This is a genomic window from Kribbella sp. NPDC059898 (genome assembly GCF_042730855.1).
GTDB lineage: Bacteria > Actinomycetota > Actinomycetes > Propionibacteriales > Kribbellaceae > Kribbella.
This window is the reverse complement of sequence record NZ_JBHWKR010000013.1, coordinates 264,119-284,823: the sequence shown is the minus strand read 5'-3', so window position 1 is coordinate 284,823 and position 20,705 is coordinate 264,119. Positions and strand designations below refer to the sequence as shown.

At 70.3% G+C, this 20,705-nt stretch carries 19 protein-coding genes and 1 pseudogene; 8 read left to right on the top strand and 12 right to left on the bottom strand.

Going from position 1 to position 20,705, the window contains the following annotated elements; genetic code table 11:
- The 6 genes and pseudogenes from ACFV9C_RS34070 to ACFV9C_RS34045 form a co-directional block, all read right to left on the bottom strand.
- Window positions 1-615 (bottom strand): annotated as a pseudogene (locus tag ACFV9C_RS34070) (hypothetical protein); the annotation flags it as partial.
- Window positions 605-1,606 carry an ABC transporter ATP-binding protein gene (locus ACFV9C_RS34065; RefSeq protein WP_380200054.1) on the bottom strand — a complete coding sequence of 334 codons (1,002 nt, stop codon included), beginning with the start codon at window positions 1,604-1,606 and terminating at the stop codon, window positions 605-607. The pseudogene ACFV9C_RS34070 and the gene ACFV9C_RS34065, both read right to left, overlap by 11 nt.
- Window positions 1,603-2,574 carry an ABC transporter ATP-binding protein gene (locus ACFV9C_RS34060; RefSeq protein ID WP_380200052.1) on the bottom strand — a complete coding sequence of 324 codons (972 nt, stop codon included), beginning with the start codon at window positions 2,572-2,574 and terminating at the stop codon, window positions 1,603-1,605. The genes ACFV9C_RS34065 and ACFV9C_RS34060 overlap by 4 nt, the downstream gene beginning before the upstream one ends.
- Window positions 2,571-3,428, bottom strand: a complete 858-nt coding sequence (locus ACFV9C_RS34055) for an ABC transporter permease (RefSeq protein WP_380200050.1) — start codon at window positions 3,426-3,428, stop codon at window positions 2,571-2,573. Before ACFV9C_RS34055 ends, ACFV9C_RS34060 begins: the two co-directional genes overlap by 4 nt.
- Window positions 3,412-4,350, bottom strand: a complete 939-nt coding sequence (locus tag ACFV9C_RS34050; RefSeq protein WP_380200048.1) for an ABC transporter permease — start codon at window positions 4,348-4,350, stop codon at window positions 3,412-3,414. Before ACFV9C_RS34050 ends, ACFV9C_RS34055 begins: the two co-directional genes overlap by 17 nt.
- On the bottom strand, window positions 4,350-5,954 hold the full coding sequence (locus tag ACFV9C_RS34045; RefSeq protein ID WP_380200046.1) for an ABC transporter substrate-binding protein: 1,605 nt from the start codon (window positions 5,952-5,954) through the stop codon (window positions 4,350-4,352). Before ACFV9C_RS34045 ends, ACFV9C_RS34050 begins: the two co-directional genes overlap by 1 nt.
- 142 nt (window positions 5,955-6,096) lie before the next feature.
- Between ACFV9C_RS34045 and ACFV9C_RS34040 the strand changes: the two genes are divergently transcribed.
- The gene (locus ACFV9C_RS34040; RefSeq protein ID WP_380200044.1) at window positions 6,097-7,272 is read left to right on the top strand and encodes an amidohydrolase; all 1,176 of its coding nucleotides are present in this window, start codon (window positions 6,097-6,099) and stop codon (window positions 7,270-7,272) included.
- Here the strand turns inward: ACFV9C_RS34040 and fes are convergent.
- Window positions 7,269-8,477: an enterochelin esterase gene (gene fes / locus ACFV9C_RS34035; RefSeq protein ID WP_380200042.1), complete on the bottom strand. Its 1,209-nt coding sequence runs from the start codon at window positions 8,475-8,477 to the stop codon at window positions 7,269-7,271. The genes ACFV9C_RS34040 and fes overlap by 4 nt on opposite strands.
- Window positions 8,467-9,828: a M14 family zinc carboxypeptidase gene (locus tag ACFV9C_RS34030; protein WP_380200040.1), complete on the bottom strand. Its 1,362-nt coding sequence runs from the start codon at window positions 9,826-9,828 to the stop codon at window positions 8,467-8,469. Before ACFV9C_RS34030 ends, fes begins: the two co-directional genes overlap by 11 nt.
- Window positions 9,829-9,973: 145 nt before the next feature.
- Between ACFV9C_RS34030 and ACFV9C_RS34025 the strand changes: the two genes are divergently transcribed.
- From ACFV9C_RS34025 to ACFV9C_RS33995, 7 genes are all read left to right on the top strand, one after another.
- Window positions 9,974-11,647 (top strand): PucR family transcriptional regulator, encoded by a 1,674-nt coding sequence (locus ACFV9C_RS34025; protein WP_380200038.1) that lies wholly within the window; start codon window positions 9,974-9,976, stop codon window positions 11,645-11,647.
- 83 nt (window positions 11,648-11,730) lie between these two features.
- Window positions 11,731-12,339 carry an FMN-binding negative transcriptional regulator gene (locus ACFV9C_RS34020; RefSeq protein ID WP_380200036.1) on the top strand — a complete coding sequence of 203 codons (609 nt, stop codon included), beginning with the start codon at window positions 11,731-11,733 and terminating at the stop codon, window positions 12,337-12,339.
- Window positions 12,340-12,347: 8 nt separating this feature from the next.
- Window positions 12,348-13,838 (top strand): amidohydrolase, encoded by a 1,491-nt coding sequence (locus tag ACFV9C_RS34015; protein WP_380200034.1) that lies wholly within the window; start codon window positions 12,348-12,350, stop codon window positions 13,836-13,838.
- Window positions 13,839-13,924: 86 nt separating this feature from the next.
- Entirely contained in the window at window positions 13,925-14,644 is a 720-nt protein-coding gene (locus ACFV9C_RS34010; RefSeq protein ID WP_380200032.1) for a VIT1/CCC1 transporter family protein, read from the top strand.
- Window positions 14,645-14,657: 13 nt separating this feature from the next.
- Window positions 14,658-15,227: a Chromate resistance protein ChrB gene (locus ACFV9C_RS34005; protein WP_380200029.1), complete on the top strand. Its 570-nt coding sequence runs from the start codon at window positions 14,658-14,660 to the stop codon at window positions 15,225-15,227.
- Between the two features lie 130 nt (window positions 15,228-15,357).
- Window positions 15,358-16,146 carry a COG4280 domain-containing protein gene (locus ACFV9C_RS34000; RefSeq protein ID WP_380200025.1) on the top strand — a complete coding sequence of 263 codons (789 nt, stop codon included), beginning with the start codon at window positions 15,358-15,360 and terminating at the stop codon, window positions 16,144-16,146.
- Window positions 16,143-16,355, top strand: a complete 213-nt coding sequence (locus ACFV9C_RS33995; protein ID WP_380200023.1) for a hypothetical protein — start codon at window positions 16,143-16,145, stop codon at window positions 16,353-16,355. The genes ACFV9C_RS34000 and ACFV9C_RS33995 overlap by 4 nt, the downstream gene beginning before the upstream one ends.
- A gap of 21 nt (window positions 16,356-16,376) precedes the next feature.
- Here ACFV9C_RS33995 and ACFV9C_RS33990 read toward each other — a convergent pair whose 3' ends face one another.
- The 4 genes from ACFV9C_RS33990 to hpnH form a co-directional block, all read right to left on the bottom strand.
- A complete protein-coding gene (locus tag ACFV9C_RS33990; protein WP_380200021.1) occupies window positions 16,377-16,586 on the bottom strand; it encodes a twin-arginine translocase TatA/TatE family subunit in 210 nt (69 codons plus the stop codon).
- A 30-nt stretch (window positions 16,587-16,616) separates the two neighbouring features.
- Window positions 16,617-18,134, bottom strand: a complete 1,518-nt coding sequence (locus ACFV9C_RS33985; protein ID WP_380200019.1) for an LCP family protein — start codon at window positions 18,132-18,134, stop codon at window positions 16,617-16,619.
- A gap of 108 nt (window positions 18,135-18,242) precedes the next feature.
- Window positions 18,243-19,610, bottom strand: coding sequence for a protein kinase (locus ACFV9C_RS33980; RefSeq protein ID WP_380200017.1), 1,368 nt, complete (start codon window positions 19,608-19,610; stop codon window positions 18,243-18,245).
- 99 nt (window positions 19,611-19,709) lie between these two features.
- A complete protein-coding gene (hpnH, locus tag ACFV9C_RS33975) occupies window positions 19,710-20,705 on the bottom strand; it encodes an adenosyl-hopene transferase HpnH (protein WP_380200066.1) in 996 nt (331 codons plus the stop codon).

The following is a 20,705-nucleotide window of genomic DNA, read 5'->3' as shown; positions in this document are numbered from 1 at the left end:
GCCGCCGCCACCGTCCGAGGTGTAAACGACACACCCCCCACCACCCCCGCGCCCACCACCTCCCCCCCCCCCCGCGGCGTCCGCGCCGCCGACGGCGGCGCGGACGCTGGTGCTCGGGCCGGCTCCGGAGTCGGAGCCAACGCCGGAGCGGGGGGCGGGGGCGGAGCCGGGAGCGGAGGCGGAGGCGGAGCCGGGAGCGGAGCCGGGAGCGGAGGCGGAGGCGGAGCCAACGCCGGAGCCGGGGACGGGGGCGGGGGCGGGATCGACGGTCTTGGAGAGGCCGCGGCCCGGGCCGGCTCGGTGGCGGGAGTGGATGTCGAGGCGGTGGGGGCCGCCTAGGGGGGCGAGGCGGAGGCGGGGGCCGCGGAGTGCTTCGGACGGGTCTAGGGGGACGCCGTCCAGGGCGACCTGGTCGACCTGGTCGGCGACCAGGTCTATCCACGTGAGGCCTGGGCCGCCGGTGCCGTCGTAGCTGAAGTCGACGGTGGTGCGGGAGGTGAAGTGGTCGCCGGTGGTGAGCGGGGTGAGGTCGAGGGTTATGGCGTACGACGTCACCGAGACCACGGCCGAGCGGGCCGCCGCCTCGGCCGCGGTCAGGCCTCCGTCAGCCGGCATGGGTTGCCTCCGGCAACGGTTCGGCGAGGGGGTAGTGACAGGCGACCGCGCTCGCACCCACCCGCAGCAGCGCGGGATCGTCCGAAGCACACCGGTCCTCGGCCAGCCAGCACCGGGTCCGGAAATGACAACCCGACGGCGGATCCAGCGGGCTCGGCGGTTCGCCGCGCAGCACGATCTCGGGCGGCCGGTGCCGCGCCGACCGATCAGGTGCGGGCGCCGCCGCGAGCAGCGCCTTCGTGTACGGGTGCCGCGGCCGGTCATACACCTGCACCGAGTCCCCCTCCTCGACGAACCGCCCGAGGTACATCACCGCGACCCGGTCCGCGATGTGCTGCACCACCGCCAGGTCGTGCGCGATGAATACGTATGCAATCCCCAACTCCCGCTGCAACTGCTCGAGCAGGTTCACGATCTGGGCCTGCACCGACACGTCCAAAGCCGACACCGGCTCGTCACACACGAGCACCTTCGGCCGCAGAGCCAGCGCCCGCGCGATCCCGACCCGTTGCCGTTGCCCACCGGAGAACTGGTGCGGCAGCCGCTCCGACTGATCCGGGTTCAGCCCGACCATCTCCAGCAACTCCGCGACCGCCTTCGCCCGATCCGCCCGCGGTACGACGTCCGGGTGGATCTCCAGCGGCTCCCGGACGATCGCTCCGATCGTCATCCGCGGATCCAGCGACGTGTACGGATCCTGGTGCACCAGCTGGATGTCGCGCCGCGCCCGCCGCAACCGCCGCCCGCGCATCGTGTGCAGCGGCTCGCCGAGCAGCTCGATCTCCCCCGCGCTCGGCCGCTCCATCCCGACCAGCAACTGCGCCAGCGTCGACTTCCCAGACCCCGATTCGCCAACGATCCCGAGCGTCTCGCCGCTCCCCAGCTCCAGATCGACCCCGTCCACCGCGTGCACGGTCCCCCGCCGTCCGCCGAGCAACCCGCCGATCCGGAAAGTACGCCGTACGCCGCCGGCTCGAAGTACTGCGGTCATCCCGCACCTCCCGCGAAGTGGCACGCGGCCTGATGGACCGGTGAGACCGACAGGACCGGCGGCGTGGTCCGGCAGACGTCGGCTGCCTGCCCGCAGCGAGTACGGAACGCGCAGCCCGAGGGGAGGTTGCCGAGGTCCGGCGGCTGCCCGCTGATCACCTTGAGCGGCAGGCCCTTCCGGTCCGCCGTACAGATCGAGTCCAGCAACGCCCGCGTGTACGGATGCGCCGGCCGTTCGAAGACGTCGTCCGCGGGACCCTGCTCGACGACGCGGCCGGCGTACATCACCAGGATGTCGTCCGCCATCCCGGCCACCACGCCCATGTCGTGGGTGATCAGCATCAGGCTCATCTGCCGATCCGCCTGCAGGGACGCGAGCAGCTGCAGGATCTGCGCCTGCACGGTGACGTCGAGCGCGGTCGTCGGCTCGTCCGCGATCAGGATCTCCGGGTCGGCGGCCAGCGCGGTCGCGATCATCACCCGTTGCCGCATCCCGCCGGAGAACTGGTGCGGGTAGTCGTCGATCCGCCGGGCCGCGTCCGGGATCCCGACCCGGTCCAGCAGTTCCAGCGCCCGCCGCCGGGCCGCGCGCCGCGACATCCCCAGGTGCACCCTGCAGCCCTCACCGATCTGGTACCCGACCGGCAGCACCGGGTTCAGCGCCGACAGCGCGTCCTGGAACACCATCCCGACCCGAGCTCCTCGGACGGTACGTCGCTGCTCCGCCGACAACTGCAGCAGGTCCTGACCGTCGAGCACCACGCGGCCACGTCCGACCCGGCCGACCTCGGCCGGAAGCACGCCCATGATCGCCCGCGCCGTCGCGCTCTTGCCCGACCCGGACTCCCCCAGCACCGCCAGCGTCCGCCCCGGCGTCAACGCCAGGTCGACGCCGTCCACAGCGACGTTCCAGCCCCGCGCCGTACGGAACTCCACGGTCAGGTCCGAGACCTCCAGCAGTGGTGTCATCGCGACCTCGGATCGAAGGTGTCCCGCAACGCGTCGCCGAGCATCACGAACGACAGCACGGTCACGGACAGGAACAGGGACGGGAACAGCAGCAGTTGCGGGTGGTCGCGGAACGAGTCCTGTGCCTGGTTCAGCTGGACGCCCCACGAGATCGACGGCGCCCGCAGCCCGACGCCGAGGAACGTCAAAGCAGACTCGGCGGTGATCATCCCGCCGACGCCGAGGCTGGCGACCGCGAGGATCGGCGCGAAGGAGTTCGGCAGCACGTGCCGGGCGATCACCCGTACCGGCCCGGCGCCGAGACCGCGGGCCGCCTTCACGAAGTCCAGGTCGACGGTCGCGAGCGCGGCCGACCGCATCAGCCGGGTCATCGCGGGCCACGCGAACAGGATCAGTACGGCGGACACCACGACGACGTTCCGCTGGTGCAGCGTGTTCAGGATGACGACCTGACCGACCAGCGCCGGGAAGCCGAAGAAGATGTCCATCGTGCGGCTGATCACGGCATCGACCGCGCCGCGGTAGTACGCCGCCAGACACCCGAGCACCAACGCGATCAGCACGCACCCGGCGGTGACGGTGAAGCCGATCGTCACCGACGACCGGGTCCCGTACACCACGTTGCTGTACAGGTCGCAGCCCTGGATGTCGAACCCGAACGGATGCCCCGCGACCGGGCCGTTCCCGCTGTGCCCGAGGTCGCACGCCCGCGGATCGACCGGCGCGAACACCCCCGGTACGGCGGCCACGACCAGGATCAGTACGACGACCCCGAGCGGGATCGCGATCCGCGGCTTCCGCAACACCCGCCGGCGCGACCGCGGAGCCGCCAGCACCTCACTTGCGGCCGGCAAGGCTGATCCTCGGGTCCAGTAGGCCGTAGACGATGTCCACGAGCAGGTTGATGATCAGGTACACCAGCACCAGCAGGCTGCAGACCCCGACGACGACCGGCCCGTTCTGCTGCGAGATCCCGTTGAACACGACGTACCCGAGTCCGGGGATGTTGAAGATGCCCTCGATCAGCACCGTGCCGCTGACCATGTACCCGAGGCTGAGCCCGAGCACCGACACCACCGGGACGAGCGAGTTCCGCAGGATGTGCCGGACCACGATCGTCCGCTGCGGCAGGCCTTTCGCGATCGCGGTGTCCACGTAGTCGGCGTACCGGTTCTCGATGATGCTGGCGCGGGTCAGCCGGACCAGCTCGGGGATGCCGAACAGCGCCAGTACCGCGGCCGGCAGCAGGTAGCTCGCCGGCCACCCCTCCCGTACGCCGGAGGTCGGGAACCAGCCGAGGTTCACGCCGAGCAGGATCTGCGCGACGTACGCGACCACGAAGTACGGAACGCCGACCACCACCGTCGTCGCGGTCAGCACGATCCAGTCGACCGTGCCGCCCTGGCGCATCCCGGCGAAGGTCCCGAGCGCGATCCCGGCCACCGCCATGATCGCCCAGGCGGTGAGCCCGAGCTGCAACGTGTACGGCCACGCCCGGACGACCAGGTCCGACACCTCGTGCCCCTGCAGGTCGATCCCGAGATCGCCCCGCACGAGACCGCCGAGATAGTGCCCGTACTGCGACCACAACGGCTGGTCCAGGTGGAACCGCGCCCGCAGCGCCTCCTCGACCGACGGCGACAGCACCCGTCCCGGACCGGCCAGCGCCTTGATCGGATCGCCCGGCAGCGCGTACACCGCGGCGAAGATCAGCAGCGTCGTACCGAGCACGACCGGGACCATCCCGGCCAGCCGGCGGAGCACGTACCCGGCCATCAGCCGACCTTGACGACCGACAGCCGGGCGCCGCCGAGCACCTCCGGTACGACTCCGCTCAGCCGATCCGAATGCACCAGCCCGCCGACCGGCCAGTACAGCGGCGCCACCGGGAGGTCCGTGAGCGCCTGCTCGGCCGCCTGCTTGGCGTAGTTCGTCGTCGAGTCGGCGTCCTTGCTCGACGCCGCCTGCGCGATCAGGCCGGCGAACGCCTTCGAGTCGTACCCGGTCACGTTCAGCGGCGCGCCGGCCGAGAACATCTGGTCCGCGAGCGCGTAGATGTGCGGGTACGGCGCACCGGAGTACAGCAGGCTCGGGCCCTTGATCGACTTGCCGCCGAGGCCCTGGTACAGCTGCGCGATCGGCTGCGACTCGAAGCTGACCTTCTGGAGGCCGAGGTTCGTGCGGAGCTGGTTCGCGATCGCCTGCAGCACCTTCTCGTTCGTCGGGTCCTGGTAGCTGTAGAGCGTCATCGGGCCGTTCCACCCGCCGGCCGCCTGCAGCGCGGCCTTGGCGCCCTGCGGGTCGTACTTGCAGGCGTCGCACTTCGCCTCACCGCCACCGGTCAGCGTCGGCGGCGCGAGTCCGGTGGCGGCCTTCGCGTTGCCGCCCAGCAACGACTTGACGATCGCGTCCCGGTCGATCGCCATCGAGATCGCCTTGCGCAGCCGGGGGTTCGCGAACCGGCTGTCGTACATGGGGAAACTCAGGTACACGACGGCTGGGTACTGGACGTCGACGACCTGGCTCGGGGTGTCCTTCTTGGCCTTGGACAGGTCGGCGCCGTCGAGCAGCGCGAGGTCGATCGTGCCGGCCTGGAAGTCGGTGTAGATCGCTCCGGTCTGCTGGTACACGTGCAGGTCGATGCCGCTGGCAAGGGCCTTGGCGCCGCTGTACCCGTCGTACCGCTCGAGCTTGATCTCCTGCGCGCCGGTGTCCCAGCCGCTGGTCTTGTACGGGCCGTTGCCGATCGGGTGGGTGCCGAAGTTCTTCAGGTCCTTGGCCGCGCTCGCCGGGAGCGGTGCGAACGCGGTCGAGGACAGGATGTACGGCAGCAGCGCGTTCGGCTTGAGCAGCGTGACCTCGAGCGTGGACTTGTCGACGACGTGGACGCCGGACAACGTCTTCGCGGCCGGCTTGCCCTTCGGCGGGTTCATCGCGGCGTACCCGGCGAAGATCGAGGTCGACGCGTTGTTGGTCTGGGCGTTGGCGCCGAGCGCGGTCGTGTTCCAGGAGTCCGCGAACGACTGCGCGGTCACCGGGCTGCCGTCCTGGAACGTCCAGCCGGACTTCAGTTTGATCGTCCAGTGGACGTTGTCGGTGGACTCGATCGAGTCCGCGACCAGCAGCTCGACCTTGCCGCTCTGTCCGTCGACCCGGGTCAGCGGCGACCAGATCGCGTAGTCGACGTAGCTGCTGCCGGAGCTGCCGGGCGTCAGATTCTGCACGAAGAACGCCGGGATGCCGACGGCGAAGGTCTGGTCCCCGTCACTGGCCGAGCTCTTCCCGGCGCACGCGGCGAGCACCGTCATCGAGACGGCCGCGAGCACGGCGACGACGCGCCGCCGTACACGGGCCGCGGAACTGGCGGGAATTCCGGTCATCAGGGGCCTCCAGGGGATCGGTCTGCCCCACCTTGGCCCGCGCGGTGAAGGGGCAGCCTTATCGGACAGGTCAGATTCGGCGCGCCGATGTTGTCGAGATCGACAGCCTCAAAGCCGGGTCGATCCGGACAGGATGCAGACCATGACGATGCTGGCCATCCAGGGCGCGACCGTGGTCCCGATCGACGGACCTCCGATCCCCGGCGGGACGGTGCTGGTCGACGACGGGCGGATCGCCGCCGTCGGCGCCGCGGTCGCCGTACCCGAGGACGCCACGGTCGTGGACGCCCGCGGCCGCTGGGTGCTGCCGGGGCTGATCGACGCGCACACCCACATGGGCACGCTCGAGGAGGGCGAAGGGTGGGCCGGCGACGACCACGACGAGGCAACCACCCCGGTGACCGCGCAGTTGCGGGCGCTGGACGCGATCAACCCCGCGGACGAGGGGTTCCGGGACGCGGTCGGCGGCGGCGTCCTCGCGGTCGGGATCAACCCCGGCTCGTGCAACCCGATCGCCGGCGAGACGGTCGCGGTCCGCTGCACCGGCCGGACCGTGGACGAGCTGGTACTGCGCTCCCCCGCCGGGATGAAGTCCGCGCTCGGCGAGAACCCGAAGCGGTACCACGGTGACGCCGGCCGGCTCCCGGCCACCCGGATGGGCATCGCCGCGGTGATCCGCCAGGCGCTGGCGGAGGCGCGGCAGTACGACGGTACGCCGGTCGATCTCGGCAAGGAGGCGCTCGGCCGGGTCCTGCGCCGGGAGATCCCGTGGCGGCAGCACTGCCATCGGGCGGACGACATCCGGACGGCGGTCCGGCTGGCCGACGAGTTCGGGTACGACCTGGTGATCGACCACGGCACGGAGGCGCACCTGGTGGCCGATCTCCTTGCCGAGCGCAACATCCCGGTACTGCTCGGCCCGCTGATTGTCGGCCGCGGCAAGGTCGAGCTCCGGAACCGGGCGTTCCGGAACGCCCGGCTGCTCGCGGAGGCGGGGATCGAGCTGTCGCTGGTCACCGACCACCCGGTGATCCCGGCCAACCTGCTGATCGTCCAGGCCGCGTACGCCGTCCGTGAGGGGCTGGACCGGGACGTCGCGCTGCGGGCCGTCACGCTCAACCCGGCCCGCGCGCTGGGGATCGCGGACCGTCTCGGATCGCTTGCCCCGGGCAAGGACGCCGACCTGTGCATCTGGTCCGGCGACCCGCTCGACCCGATGCAGCGGGTCGAGGTCGCGTACCAGCAGGGCCGCGAGATCTTCCGCTGGGATTACGACCGCCGTGTCGGCACGATCGGCGGCCGGGACTGGTGGGCCTAGTCCCCGAACGCCCAGCGGAGTTCGGCGGGGAGTTCGGCCAGCCAGCAGTTCAGGTCGTGGCCGCCGTTGTACTCGCGGTAGACGACCTCGTCGGCGTACCGCTCGAGGGCGTCGGCGAGGCGCTGGGTCTGCGGGATCATCCAGTCCCCCTCCTGCAGCCCGACGTCCAGGCAGAACCGGACCGGGAGCTCACGGTCCACCTGCCGGAGCAGGTACTCGGGCTCCTCGTCCGGCGGACTCCACCAGAACGAGCCCGACTGCGCGATCACCGTCCCGAAGACGTCCGGCCGTCGCAGCCCGGCGTACACCGACGCCAGCCCGCCGTAACTCTTCCCGGCGATCACGGTCCGCCGCGGATCGGGCGTCGCGCCGGTCAACTTACGCGCCCATGGCAACAACTCGTCCACTACAAACGTCAGGAACCCTTCGTTACATGGCAATTCACGTGCCCTGGTAGTGAAGTCGATGCTGTCCGGAAGTACGGCGACCAGCGGCGGCAGCTCGCCCGCGTCGACCAGATTGTCCAGCGTCGGGAAGATCGGCAACGCCTCGTTCCAGTCCCGCCCGTCCAGCAGCACGAGCAGCGCCGGATCGGGACCCTGTACGGCGGACTCCCACAACCAGACGGTCCGCTCGTTCCCCAGCACCTCCGACGCGACGGTCTCCTCACGGATCGCTCCACGGCGTACGCCGGCCCGCGGCGCGCACCAGTCCCGCGGCGTCGCCTGGTCCAGCGCGAACGTCGAGAAATGCTGCGGCGGACTCACCGGATCGCCCACGACACCCGGCAGCGTGAACGGCGACCGGTTGAACGGGTCCGGCACGAACGTCGCCGCCCGCGCGACCGCTTCCGGCGTACCGGCGGCGGCCAGCGGCTCCAGCGAGTCCTCCGGCGAGAGCACGTACCGCGCCCGGTGGTCCGCCCACACCAGATACGTCCGGAACCACACATCCGTACCGTCGAGCCGCTCCAGCTGGTTGTCGGGGATCTCCCACCACAGTGCCGGTCCGCCGATCACCGCGACGGTCCCGACCGGCCGTTCCTCCTTCCACAGGAATGTGACGAGCCGCTGGTCGTCGTCGTACGGCTCGATCAGCGGCGTGCCGGTCAACGCGACCTCGCCCCAGAAGCGCGCGAGTACGCCGTCCACCGGTCCGCCGTCGAGGTCCCGGCGGAGCTGCTCGATCCGCGGGCTACTGGGCACGGGTCAGGTACTCGGCGGTCGCGGCCAGTGCGGCGTACTGCGACGCGACCAGCGAGCGGATCGGGATCTGCACCATCGACGCCGCCGCGGCCGCCGCCGCGAGCCAGTCGTCGTACTGCGCGGCCAACCGCTGCCGCGCCGTCCGGATCGCCGGTGTGACGTTGCCGATGGCAACCTCTCCGTCGAGCGCCCGGAGCAGCATCCCGGCGTACCGCAGCCGGAACATGTGCACCGAGTCCCGCACCGAGGCCAGCTCGGCGACCGTCGCGGGACGTTGCGCGTCGGGCTCGGCCGCGCGCTTCTCGATCCCGTCCGGCGACGGCGCCATCACCCGCGCGTAGTACCGGCCGGCCCGCACGTACGCTGACCCCGCGGTCAGCTCGTCCCCGGTCGCGGTCAGGATCTCCTCCATCCACCCGACCAGCTCGCGGAACCCGTCCGCCTGTTCGCGGAGCACTTCGGCGTACGTCGTCGTGGTCGGCGACGCGTCGCTCACCCGCGCGTCGTCCCAGTGCGGCAGCTCGCTCAGCAGCGTCAATGTGCCGTACGGGCGTGTGTACGAGTGGCTGCTGTTGCCGCCGAACTTCTCCGGCAGCGGGTCGTCGTGCTCGACGTAGTAGTCGTAGATCGTCTCGATGTCCGGCATCCGGAAGATCCCGTCGGCGAACCGCTCGATCGACGGCGACTCCGGCTCGCCCCGGTCCAGGCTCAGCCCGAGCCGCTCGGGGATCTCCTGCAGTACGCCGTGCAGCTCGGGCTCCGGCCGCGACAGATAGTAGTACGCGCCGCCGACCTCGGTGTTGTGCAGCGAACACATCAGCCGCGGGCGGACCTGGTCGATCACCCGCATCAACGCCGCCGTCTCCGGCAGCACCTGGTCGAAGTACGCGGCCTTGTAGTCGAGCGGGAACGTCCACTCGATCTGCTCGTCGCCGGCCGGGCGGTAGAAGTTCCGGGCGTAGTGCTCGCGGGTGAACGGGCCCTTCAGCCAGCCTTCGTTCAGCCGCAGCCCGTCGGGGTCGATGCAGGCGACGATGTGCCAGCGGTGGCCGAGCCGTTCCCGGAGCTCCTCGTCCGCGCAGACCCGCGCGGCCAGGTGCAGCGCGGTCAGGCCGCCGATCGGCTCGTTCGGGTGCGGCAGGCCGAACACCAGCGCGTCCGGGCCGGTGGACCCGATCGTCAGGCAGAGCAGCGGGTCACCGAGCCGGGAGGTCCCGATCCGGCGCAGCGAGGTCAGCTCGGGATGGAGATCGTGCAGCCGGGTCAGCTCCGCGACGAGTTCGTCGGCGGTGCTGAACACCTCGATCTCCGGGACGGTGTGCAGCTCGGTCTCCAGCCACGCGGGCAGCACGCGGGTCGCCTCCTCGATCGTCCGGACGGGCCCCTCATGGTGGGTCCGCAGGGGGCCGGCGGGCCTTGGTCCAGCCGACCAGAATGATCGGTCGCTTTGTCGGATCCGACAAAGCGATCTCGCCCAGGACGTCTATTCTCGCTGTATGCACGGTCGGTCCAGCCCGGAGTCGTCGATCCCGTCGGCGACCTTTGTCGTGCCCGTCGAACCGCCCGCCGACGCGCCGGACCGGACCCTGGACCGGATCGTGGAGAATCTCGGCCCGCACGCACTGCACGTGATCACCGCCGGCGGCCGGTTGACGGACAAGGTCCGCGAGGTGGTCGTGCACGGCCCGGGCGAGCCGCTGCCGCCGGCCGACGCCGGCATCCTGCTGCTCACCGGCAGCCCGTCGACGCAGGCCGTCGGCATCGTCCGCGAGGCGTCGGCCGCCGGGTACCGGGCGGTCGTCGTGAAGGCGTTCGGGGACGATCTGGCCCGGCTGACGCAAGCCGCCGACGAGGCCGGGATCGCGCTGCTGACCACCCCGGACGAGATGGCCTGGCGGCACCTCGACGCGCTGATCAGCTCCAGCAAGGAGCCGGCGCTGTCGGACGCCACCGACCGGTTCGCCGCGATCGGGATCGGCGACCTGTTCGCGCTGGCGAACGCGATCGCGACCTCGGTCGGCGGCGCGATCACGATCGAGGACCCGACCGGCCGGGTGATCGCGTACTCGAACCTGCCGCACCAGGAGATCGACGAGATCCGCCGGCTCGGCATCCTCGGCCGTCAGACCCCCGACCGGCCGACGAACTACGAGGAGTACCAGGCCGTCCTGCGCTCCGAGAGCCCGGTGTACTTCGAGAGCCCGGCGCCCGAGTACGCGAGCCGGATGGCGATCGCGGTCCGCGCCGGCACTGAGGCGCTCGGGCTGATCTGGGTGCTGACCGACCGGCCACCGGTCGTCGCCCGCGCCGAACGCGTCCTCGTCGACGCCGCCCGGGCGACCACGCTGCACCTGCTCCGCGCGCGCGGACAACGCGACCCCGAGCGGGCCCGGCGTACCGAGGCACTCCGGCTGTTGCTCGACGGCGCGGTCGCGCCGCGCAGTGCGGCGGCCCAGCTCGGGATCAAGCCGGACACGCCCAGCGTGGTGCTGGTGATCGCGCCGGTCGGCGACGACGTCGAGCCGATCCTGGCCGCGTCGCGGATCGTCGACCTGGTCACGCTGTACTGCGAGGCGTGGCACTCGAGCGCCTTGTGTGTCACGGATTCCGGCGTCGTCTACGCGCTGCTCCCGACCCGGACGACCGACGAGCCGTCGCCGCGGCTGCTCAAGCTGGCCGACGATCTCGCGGCGACGATCCAGCGCTCGGGGCACCTCGACGTACTGGTCGGGATCGGGTCGTGCGCCGCCGGTCTGGCCGACGTACCGGAGTCCCGGGCGATGGCCGACTGGGTGCTCGCGGTGCTCAGCGGACGGTCGTCCCGCGGCGAGCCGACGCCGCGGGTCGCGAGCGTCGAGCAGGTCCGGACCGAGGTGGTACTGCGGATGGTCGCGAACCAGGGCGCCGCCGTCGAGGGGCAATTGCTCGGGCCGGTGCGGGCGATCCGCGAACACGATCAGCTGCACGGGACGGAGTACGCCGCGAGCCTGCTGACCTACCTCAGCTCGTTCGGCGACGCGGTCCGGGCGGCGGAGGCGCTGAACATCCACGAGAACACCATGCGGTACCGGATCCGGCGGATCGAGACGATGTTCGACCTGTCCCTGGAGGACGGCGACCAGATCCTTGCCACCTGGCTGCAACTGCGGCTGCTCCGGCTGATCGACTGACCTGTCGTCGCCGACAAGCGGCCGCCGACAATCGTTGCCGCGCGACAAAGCCGGGGCCAGGGCCCGAAATCTACGGTTCTCGCATGCTGGAGAACCCCGCTTACGCCCTCACCGACACCGCCCGCATCCAGGACCTCGTCACCCGTCATTCCTGGGTCACCCTGGTCAGCCACCTGCCGACCGGACTCGTGGTCTCGCACGCCCCGGTCCTCGTCGAACGGGACCAGTCGATCGTCGGCCACCTCGCCCGCGTCGACGCCGACAGCCACGAACTCGGACAGCACGACGTCGTCGTCATCGTCCAGGGCCCGCACGGCTACATCACGCCGGACTGGTACGTCGGCGGCCCGTACGTCCCGACCTGGAACTTCGTCGTCTGCCACCTGCACGGCCGGCCCGAACTGCTCACCGCCGACGAGACGTACGACGTACTCAGCCGGACCGTCGACCACTACGAGCAGGCGAGACCTCGACCGTTCCGGCTCGACCAGGTGACGGCGTACGCCGAGCAGCTCGCGCCGCACACCACCGGATTCCGGCTCGTGCCGTCCCGGGTCGTCGCCAAAGCCAAGCTGAGCCAGGACAAACCCGCCGCCGACCAGGCCGGCGTACTGGCCGGACTCGACGCGGATCAGGTGCACGGGAACGCGGAGCTCGCCGCCACCATGCGCTCCTACGGGGTCGGCCGATGACCGCGCCGATGAGGACTGTAGAGGCGACCGTGCTGCGGCAGGTCCGGCTCGGCAGCGACGGTCCGATTGTCGACGTTCGGATCGTCGACAATCGACTGGCCGCGATCGGCGAGGTCGTCCCGGAGACCGGCGACGAGGTGCTGTACCACCGCGGCGCCACGCTGCTGCCCGGGCTGATCGACGGCCACGTGCACACCGCGCAGTGGGCCGAGCGCCGGCGCCGGATCGACGTCCAGCGCGCCCGGTCCGCGGCCGAGGCCGTCGAACTCGTCGTCGCCGCGGTCAAGGACCGCCCGCCGTTGTCCGCCGGCGATGTCGTGATGGCGCACGGGTTCCGCGACGGCCTGTGGACGACCGCGCCGCACAAGGACATGCTCGAGGCGGCGCTGCCCGGCGTACGGGTCGCCGTGATCAGCCAGGATTTGCACGCGATCTGGCTCAGCCCGGCGCTGCTCCAGCACCTCGGCCGCGAGGACGAGACCGGCGTACTGCGGGAGCAGGACTGCATCCAGGTGAACTACGAACTGTCCCGCGACGTACCGCGCGAGCTCCTCGACCGGTGGGTGCTCGAGGCAACCCGCGCCGCCGCCCGCCGCGGCATCACCTCGATCATCGACTTCGAGTACGCCGACAACCGCGCCGACTGGGTACGCCGTTCCGAGCAGGGGCCGGTGCCGCTCCGGGTGAAGACGTCGATCTGGCGGCCCTGGCTGGACGAGGCGATCGATCTCGGTCTCCGCACCGGTCACGCCGTACCGGGTGGCCACGGTCTGGTCGAGGTCGGGCCGTTCAAGCTGGTCGCGGACGGCTCGCTGAACACGAGGACGGCGTACTGCCACGACCCGTACCCGGAGGCCGAGGCGGGCGAGCAGCACGGGCTGCTGCTGATCGACGAGGACGAACTGGTCACGCTGATGACGCTTGCCTCCAGCAACGGACTCGACCCGGCGGTGCACGCGATCGGCGACCGCGCGAACACGATCGCGCTGAACGCGTTCGACCGGGTCGGCTGCCGGGGCCGGATCGAGCACGCCCAGCTGGTCAGGCCCGAGGACGCGACCCGGTTCGCCCGCCCGGGCCTGATCACGTCGATCCAGCCGCAGCACGCGATGAGCGACCGCGACGTCGCCGACCGGCACTGGCCGGACCGCACGGCGTTCCCGTACGGCTCGCTGCTCCGGGCCGGGGCGAGGCTCGAACTCGGGTCCGACGCCCCGGTGGCCGAGCCCGATCCGTGGCACGCGATCGCGGACGCCGTACACCGCACCGACGACGAGCGGCCGCCGTGGCACGTCGAGCAGGCGATCCCGCTCCCGGCCGCGCTGAAGGCCGCCGCCGGCGGCCGGCATCAGCTGACCGTTGGTGACCCCGCCGATCTCGTCCTGGTCCCCGAAGACCCGGCGACGTTGTCGAACGCCGACCTGCGCGCGCTCCCCGTGCTGGCCACGCTGGTGGCCGGTCAGGTGACCTTTCTTGCCGATGAATTCGGTAACGAATAGACTGATGTAACAGGTGATGCAGATTAACTGAGGTTACGCAAACCTCAGTTCGGCAAGGCTCACCTCAGTGCGGAAGGATGTCCCTTATGACCGCGGAACTCGCGGAGCAGTCCGCTGAGATCCACCACTCGCACCGGGACGTCACCGGCGGCTGGCTGCGGCCCGCCACGTTCGGTGTGATGGACGGCCTGGTGTCGAACTTCGCCCTGGTCGCCGGTGTCGTCGGCGGCGGCGCGACCGGCAAGGTCGTGCTGATGACCGGCCTGGCCGGGCTGGTGGCCGGCGCCTGCTCGATGGCGTCCGGCGAGTTCACCTCGGTCTCGTCCCAGACCGAGCTGATGCGGGCCGAGATCGCCGTCGAGAAGCGCGAACTCGAGATCCACCCGGCCGAGGAGGAGCGCGAGCTCGCGCTGATGTACGAGGCCAAGGGCCTGCGTCCCGAGCTGGCCGCCGAGGTGGCCCGCGAGCTGACCTCGAACCCGGAGGTCGCGCTCGACGTGCACGTCCGCGAGGAGCTCGGCGTCGACCCCAACGACCTGCCGTCGCCGTGGGTCGCGGCCGGGTCGTCGTTCGCGGCGTTCGCGATCGGCGCGCTGATCCCGCTGATCCCGTTCGTGTTCGGCGTCGGCAGCATCCTGCCCGCGCTGCTGCTGAGCGCGCTCGGCCTGGTGGTCACCGGTGGCATCGTCGGCAAGATCACCGCCCGCCCGTTCTGGTACGGCGGCGGCCGCCAGCTACTGCTCGGCGGACTGTCGGCGGCGGTCACGTTCGCGATCGGTCTCGCGGTAGGAACCGGTCTCTCCTAGGTAGGCTGTCCAGATGGCGACCCGACGTGCGAACCCGAAGAAGCCGGAGAGCTGGCTGCTGCTGATCTACAAGGTGCCCAGCGACTCGTCGCGGGCCCGGGTCGCGGTGTGGCGCGAGCTGAAACGGCTCGGCGGGTTCTACGTCCAGCAGGCCGTCTGTGTGCTGCCCGACCGCGAGGAGTTGCGGGCCGGGATGGAGAAGGTCCGCGGCCGGGTCACCGAGCTCGGCGGGTCGAGTGTGTTCCTCACCCTCAACGACGTCGAGGACGACGTCCGCGAGCAGTTCGTCGAGGGGTTCCGCGACCAGTCGGCCAAGGAGTACGCCGAGATCGTCGAGGAGTGCGACACGAAGTTCGTCAAGGAGATCGAGTTCGAGCGCTTCCGGGAGAACTACACGTTCGAGGAGGCCGAGGAGATCCGCCAGGACCTGGAGAAGCTCCGCCGCTGGCTGGCCAAGGTCGAGGGCCGCGACTGGATGGGCGCCGACGGCAAGGATCTCGCCCGCAGCAAGGTCGCCGACTGCGAACGCCTCCTCGAGGAGTTCGAGGCCGACGTCTACGAACGCACCGAGGGCGAGGCCTGACGCCGGCTCCACCCCGAAGACCCGGTCGACGAACGTTCGGCCGGGTCTTCGGCGTTCCGTTGACACCTCACCCCGTTGTAACTATCGTTTCGTGCAGCATATGTTTCATCTGCAGCGGAGGAAGTGAGAGATGGACGCGGCAACGTGGGGACTGATCATCGCGACGTTCGTCGCGTGTTTCGTGGAAATGGTGGAGGCCACCACGATCGTCATGGCGATGGGGTACACCCGGGGCTGGCGGTCGGCGATGGCCGGTACGTTCGCGGCACTGGCCGCACTGGCAGTGGTGACAGTGGCGGCCGGGTACGCGCTGGCGACCTGGCTGCCGGAGTCGGCGCTGCAGCTCGCGATCGGCGGCCTGCTGCTGATCTTCGGCCTGCAATGGCTCCGCAAGGCGATCCTCAGATCGTCGGGACGCAAAGCCGTCCACGACGAGGACGCGATCTACCGCGAGGAGGTCGAGCAGGCCAAGGCGGCCGGTGAGTCCAAGGGCGGGATCGACCTGTTCGGCTTCATGGTCTCGTTCAAGGGCGTGTTCCTCGAAGGCATGGAGGTCGTGTTCATCGTCCTCACCTTCGGCCTGAACGCGAACAACATCCCGGTCGCCAGCGCCGGCGCCGCGGCGGCCGTGGTCGTCGTACTCGCGATCGCGATCGCGCTCCGGCGGCCGCTGTCGATGATCAACGAGAACCTGCTCAAGTACGGCGTCGGCCTGCTGCTCGCGTCGTTCGGGACGTACTGGGCGGTCGAGGGCATCGGGATCTTCCGGAGCGGCCGGGAGAGCCTCGGCTGGCCGGGGCACGACCTGATGATCCTGGTCCTGATCGCCGCCTGGCTGATCCTCAGCCGGGTCTTCGTCGCGGTCCTGCGCAAGCCCGCGGTCGCGAGCCCCGTCGTCGGTGTGGAGGTGCAGAAGTGAAGTATCTGAAGGCCTTCGGCCAGTTCTGGTACGACTTCATCATCGGCGACGACTGGAAGATCGCGGTCGCGGTCGTCAGCACGCTCGCCGTCCTGGTGGTCGTGATGCTCACCGGCGCCCTGAACGACACCGCGCTCACGCTGCTCGGTGGCGTGCTCGTGATCGCCGCATTCAGCATCAGCCTGGCGATCGACGTCCGGAAGAAGTAGCCCGCTTCCTCGGGCGGGCGCCTACTGCTGCTCCGACTCCTGTTTGGCTTCGGTCGGTGCCTGCTCGTCCAGGGCCTTGCGGCGGCCCGTGATCTCCTCGTCCCAGACCTTCTTGGTCCGGGCGAGCTGGCGGACCAGGCCAGGAAGTTTGGTCGGGCCGAAGAGCAGCAGGACGACGACGAGCAGCACGAGCCACTCCTCGCCGCGGGGCATGCCGAGGAGGTCGAGCATGGGCGCAGCCTTTCTGTGGGACGGTCGGGGTCAGCTGCCGGTGGTGGGGTGGTAGGCGCAGGCGTCGTTCAGGTTCTGGGCGGTGCCTGGGGTGGTGGCCGGCTTGGTGGTGGTCTTGTGGGTGGTCGGCCTGCGCGTCGGGGTGCCGGTCGCGGAGTGCGGGTTGAGGGCGTTGGTGATGATCGCGCGCATCCCGGCGTAGTTCGGGTTCCTGCCGTTCGGGAAGTTCTTGTCAGGGTTCAGGTTGATGTTGGTGACGTTCGCCTTCTTCACCTTCAGCCCGAGCTGGACGAGGGCCGACAGCAGTTCCTGCGGGACGTCGGTGCGGAGCATTTCCTTGCCCGCGGCAGCGATCTGCTGGTACTTCGTCACCAGCGTGGCGGGATCCGCGCTGTTCACGAGCGCGTGGATCGTGCAGCGCTGCCGCTCCTGCCGCGACGGGTCGCTCAGCCCGTACCGGCCGCGGGCGAACCACAGCGCGTCGTGGCCGTTCAGCTTCTGGTTGGGCCCGGGCTCCAGGTAGCCGGACGGCTTCTTGGGCTTGTTCGCGCCCGGGCCGATGCCGTACTCGCCGCCGATCGGGACCCGGTAGTTGATGTTCACGGTGATCCCGCCGAGCGCGTCGATGATCTGCTGGAACCCGGCCAGGCTGACCTGCATGTAGTACTCGACGTCGAGGCCGAGCGCCGCGCTGGCCGCGAGCTTCACCACGTCGGCGCCCTCGTTGTCGGTCTGGCCGAGGATCCCGGGGTACTTCTTCGGGATCGTGTCGTACATCGCGTCGAGGTAGTACTGCGGCTGCTCGACGTTGCCGAGGCTCGGGTCCCAGAAGCCGTCCGGGTACACCTTGTGCAGCGGCGAACTCGCCGGGAACGGCATCCGCATCCAGTTCCGGCTGAGCGAGACCAGCGCGGTGTTGCCGGTCCTGGTGTCGATACTGGCCACCATCACCGTATCGGTGCGGGTCCCGGTGCGGCCGTGGCCGTCGTCACCGCCGAGCAGCAGGATGTTCAGCCGCGGGATGTGCGCCCAGGGGTCCTTCGCGTTCACGGTCGGCCGGGTCGCGCTCCGGGAACTCCCCTGCGACTTGAACACGCTCCCGATCAGGTCCCGCTGTGCCATCACAGTCTGCGCGGTGACGGTGGTCGGTACGGCGATCGCGAAGCACAGCACGCCGACGACCAGGGCGCCTGTCAGCCGTCCGGTGTACGACATGCTGATCGGCCGGAGCAGCTTGTGCGAGCTGACGACGACCCAGATCCACGCGGCGCCGAGTACGACGACGGCCGCGGTCGTGACGAGCAACCCGGTCGGCGACAGCGCGAGCGCGATCACCGAGTCGCGCTGCGCGAGTCCGACGTACACGCCGATCGCCAGCAGCCCGGCGCTGATCGCCAGCACCGCGGCCCCCAACTTCCGCCGTCCCCCGATCAACAACCCCAGCCCCGGCACGAGCGCGCCGGCAACCGTCAGCCCGATCGCCTGCGCCGACGTCCGCGCGCGCCGGCCCCGCCGTGTGAAACGCCCCCGACGGTGCCCCGCGGGCATGCTGTGCGACATCGACTCCCGCCCCTGTCCAAGACCTGAACCTCGGGTAGATGACGCGCACCGGCCGCCTCCGGTTGACAACAGGCCCGGACGGGTCCGACGTACCGGCTACGGCGTGGGCGTGTTCGACGGGGGCGGGGTCGTCGAGGTGGTGGGAGGCGGCGTGCTGCCGGGTGGCGTCGAGGTCGGGGTGTTCGACGGGGTGGTCGACGTGGTCGTCTTCGTCGGCGTGGGGGTCGGTGTCGGCGTGGTCTTCGTCGGCGTCGAGCTGGGCGTCGTCGGTGTGGTCGTCGGCGTGGACGGAGTGTTCGACGGAGTCGTGCTCGGCGTCGACGAGGTCGCCGACGGCGTGTCCGTCGTACGGCGGGTGGCGTTGGTGGCGCCGTCGGACCGGGTCGGGTCGGTCGTGGGCGTGGTGGTCGGAGTGCCGGTGGTGCTCGGCTGGGGGCCGACGTCGACGGTCGGCGGGTTCTTGTCGCCGGTGTTGTGCAGCACGATGCCGGCCGCGACAGCGCCGCCCAGGGCGAGTACGGCGACGGCGGCGATCAGCAACGGCTTCCGGGGCTCGCGGGTAGGCGCCGCAGTGGGTCGAGTGACCGAGGACTGGGCGATCGGCTGGGTGGACTGTGCCGACTGACCGACCGGCTGGGTCGGCTGGGTCAGGGCGGGGTAGCGTGCGGCGACCTTGCGGATCGAGGTGAGTTCCGCGGCGGTCGGCCGGTCGGCCGGGTCCTTGGCGAGCATCCGGAGCAGCAGGCCCTCGTACGGGCCGCCGAGTTCCGGGCGGAGCCGGCTCGGTGGGACCGGTTCGGTGTCGACGTGCTGGAACAGCAGCGCGGTCGGGTGGTCGCCCATGAACGGCGGACGGCCCGTGAGCAGCTGGTATAGCACACAGCCCAGTGCGTACACGTCCGACTCCGGCCCGCCCTTCTGGCCCCGCGCGCGCTCCGGCGACAGGTACAGCGGGCTGCCGATGATCTGCCCGGTCATCGTCAGCTCGCTGGTCTCGCTGCCGGGCAGGGCCGCGATCCCGAAGTCCGCGACCTTCACGACACCCTCGGCGGAGATCATCAGGTTGCTCGGCTTGATGTCGCGGTGCACGACGTTCTCCGCGTGCGCCGCCGCGAGACCGGCCGCGGCCTGCTCGACGAGGTCGATCGCGCGGTCCCACGGGACCGGGCCGTCCTCGTCGATCTCGCCCGCGACCGAGCGACCCTCGACGAGTTCCATCACGAGGTAGAAGTTGTCGTCGTACTGCCCGAAGTCGTAGACCGCGACGATGTGCGCGTCGCTCAGCCGGGCCGCCGCCCGGGCCTCGCGCTGGAACCGTTCGGCGGCCGCGGTGTCGTCGCCGGACCGCAGCATCAGCTTCACCGCGACCTCGCGCCCGAGCAACTCGTCGGTCGCCCGGAACACCTCGCCCATGCCGCCACGCCCCAGCGACGCGCCCAGCCGGTACCGCTCCCCGATCAACATCCGTCCCTGTACCCGCCCACGCCGTCCGTCAGTCCAACCGCCAAGGCTACTCGCTGCACAAGGCGTGACCTGACAGGAGCCCCCTGTCACCTCTCGAGGTCAGCTGATCGCCGCGCGCAACGATTCCCGCAGCGAGCCCAGGGTCGCGACCACCGCGGTCGGTTCGTAGCCGCAGTGCGCCATGCAGTTCGCGCACCGCGGGTCCTTGCCGCGGCCGTAGGTGGACCAGTCGGTCTCGTCGAGCAGCTGCTGGTACGTCGCGACGTACCCGTCGTCCATCAGGTAGCAGGGCCGCTGCCAACCCTTGAGCGAGTACAACGGGATCGCCCAGGCCGTGCAGTCGAAGTCGACCTTGCCCTCCAGGAAGTCGAGGAACAGCGGCGAATGGTTCAGCCGCCACTTCTTCCGGCGCCCGTCGCCGAACGCCTTCCGGAACAGCTGCCGCGTCTCCTCCGGCCCGAGCCAATGCTCCTGGTCGGGCGCCTTCTCGTACGCGAACCCCGGCGAGATCTGCATGTTGTCCACGTGCAGGTCGTCGTTCAGGTAGTCGAGTACGTCGATGACGTCCTGCGGGCTGTCGGTGTCGAAGAACGTGGTGTTGGTCATCACCCGGAAGCCGGCCGCCTGCGCCTGCTTGATCGCGGCCACGGCCTCGTCGAACACGCCGTCCTTGCAGACCGACTGGTCGTGCCGCTCCCGGAGACCGTCGATGTGCACCATCCACGCGAAGTTCTTGTGCGGCGTGAACTTGTGCAGGTGTTTCGGCAGCAGTACGGCGTTGGTGCACAGGAACACGATCTTGTTCCGCGCGAGCAACTGCCGGACGATCTCGTCGATCTCCTTGTGCATCAGGGGTTCGCCGCCGGCGATCGACACCATCGGCGCGCCGCACTCCTCGACCGCCGCGATCGCCTGCTCGACGGGCATCCGCTGTTTCAGCCAGTCGTGGGTCTGCTGGATCTTGCCGCAGCCCGCGCATTTCAGGTTGCAGGCGTACAGCGGCTCCAGCTCCAGCAGGATCGGGAACTTCTCCCGGTGCCGGAGCTTCTGCATCATCAGATATCCGCCCAGCCGGACGGACTGCCGCAACGGCAT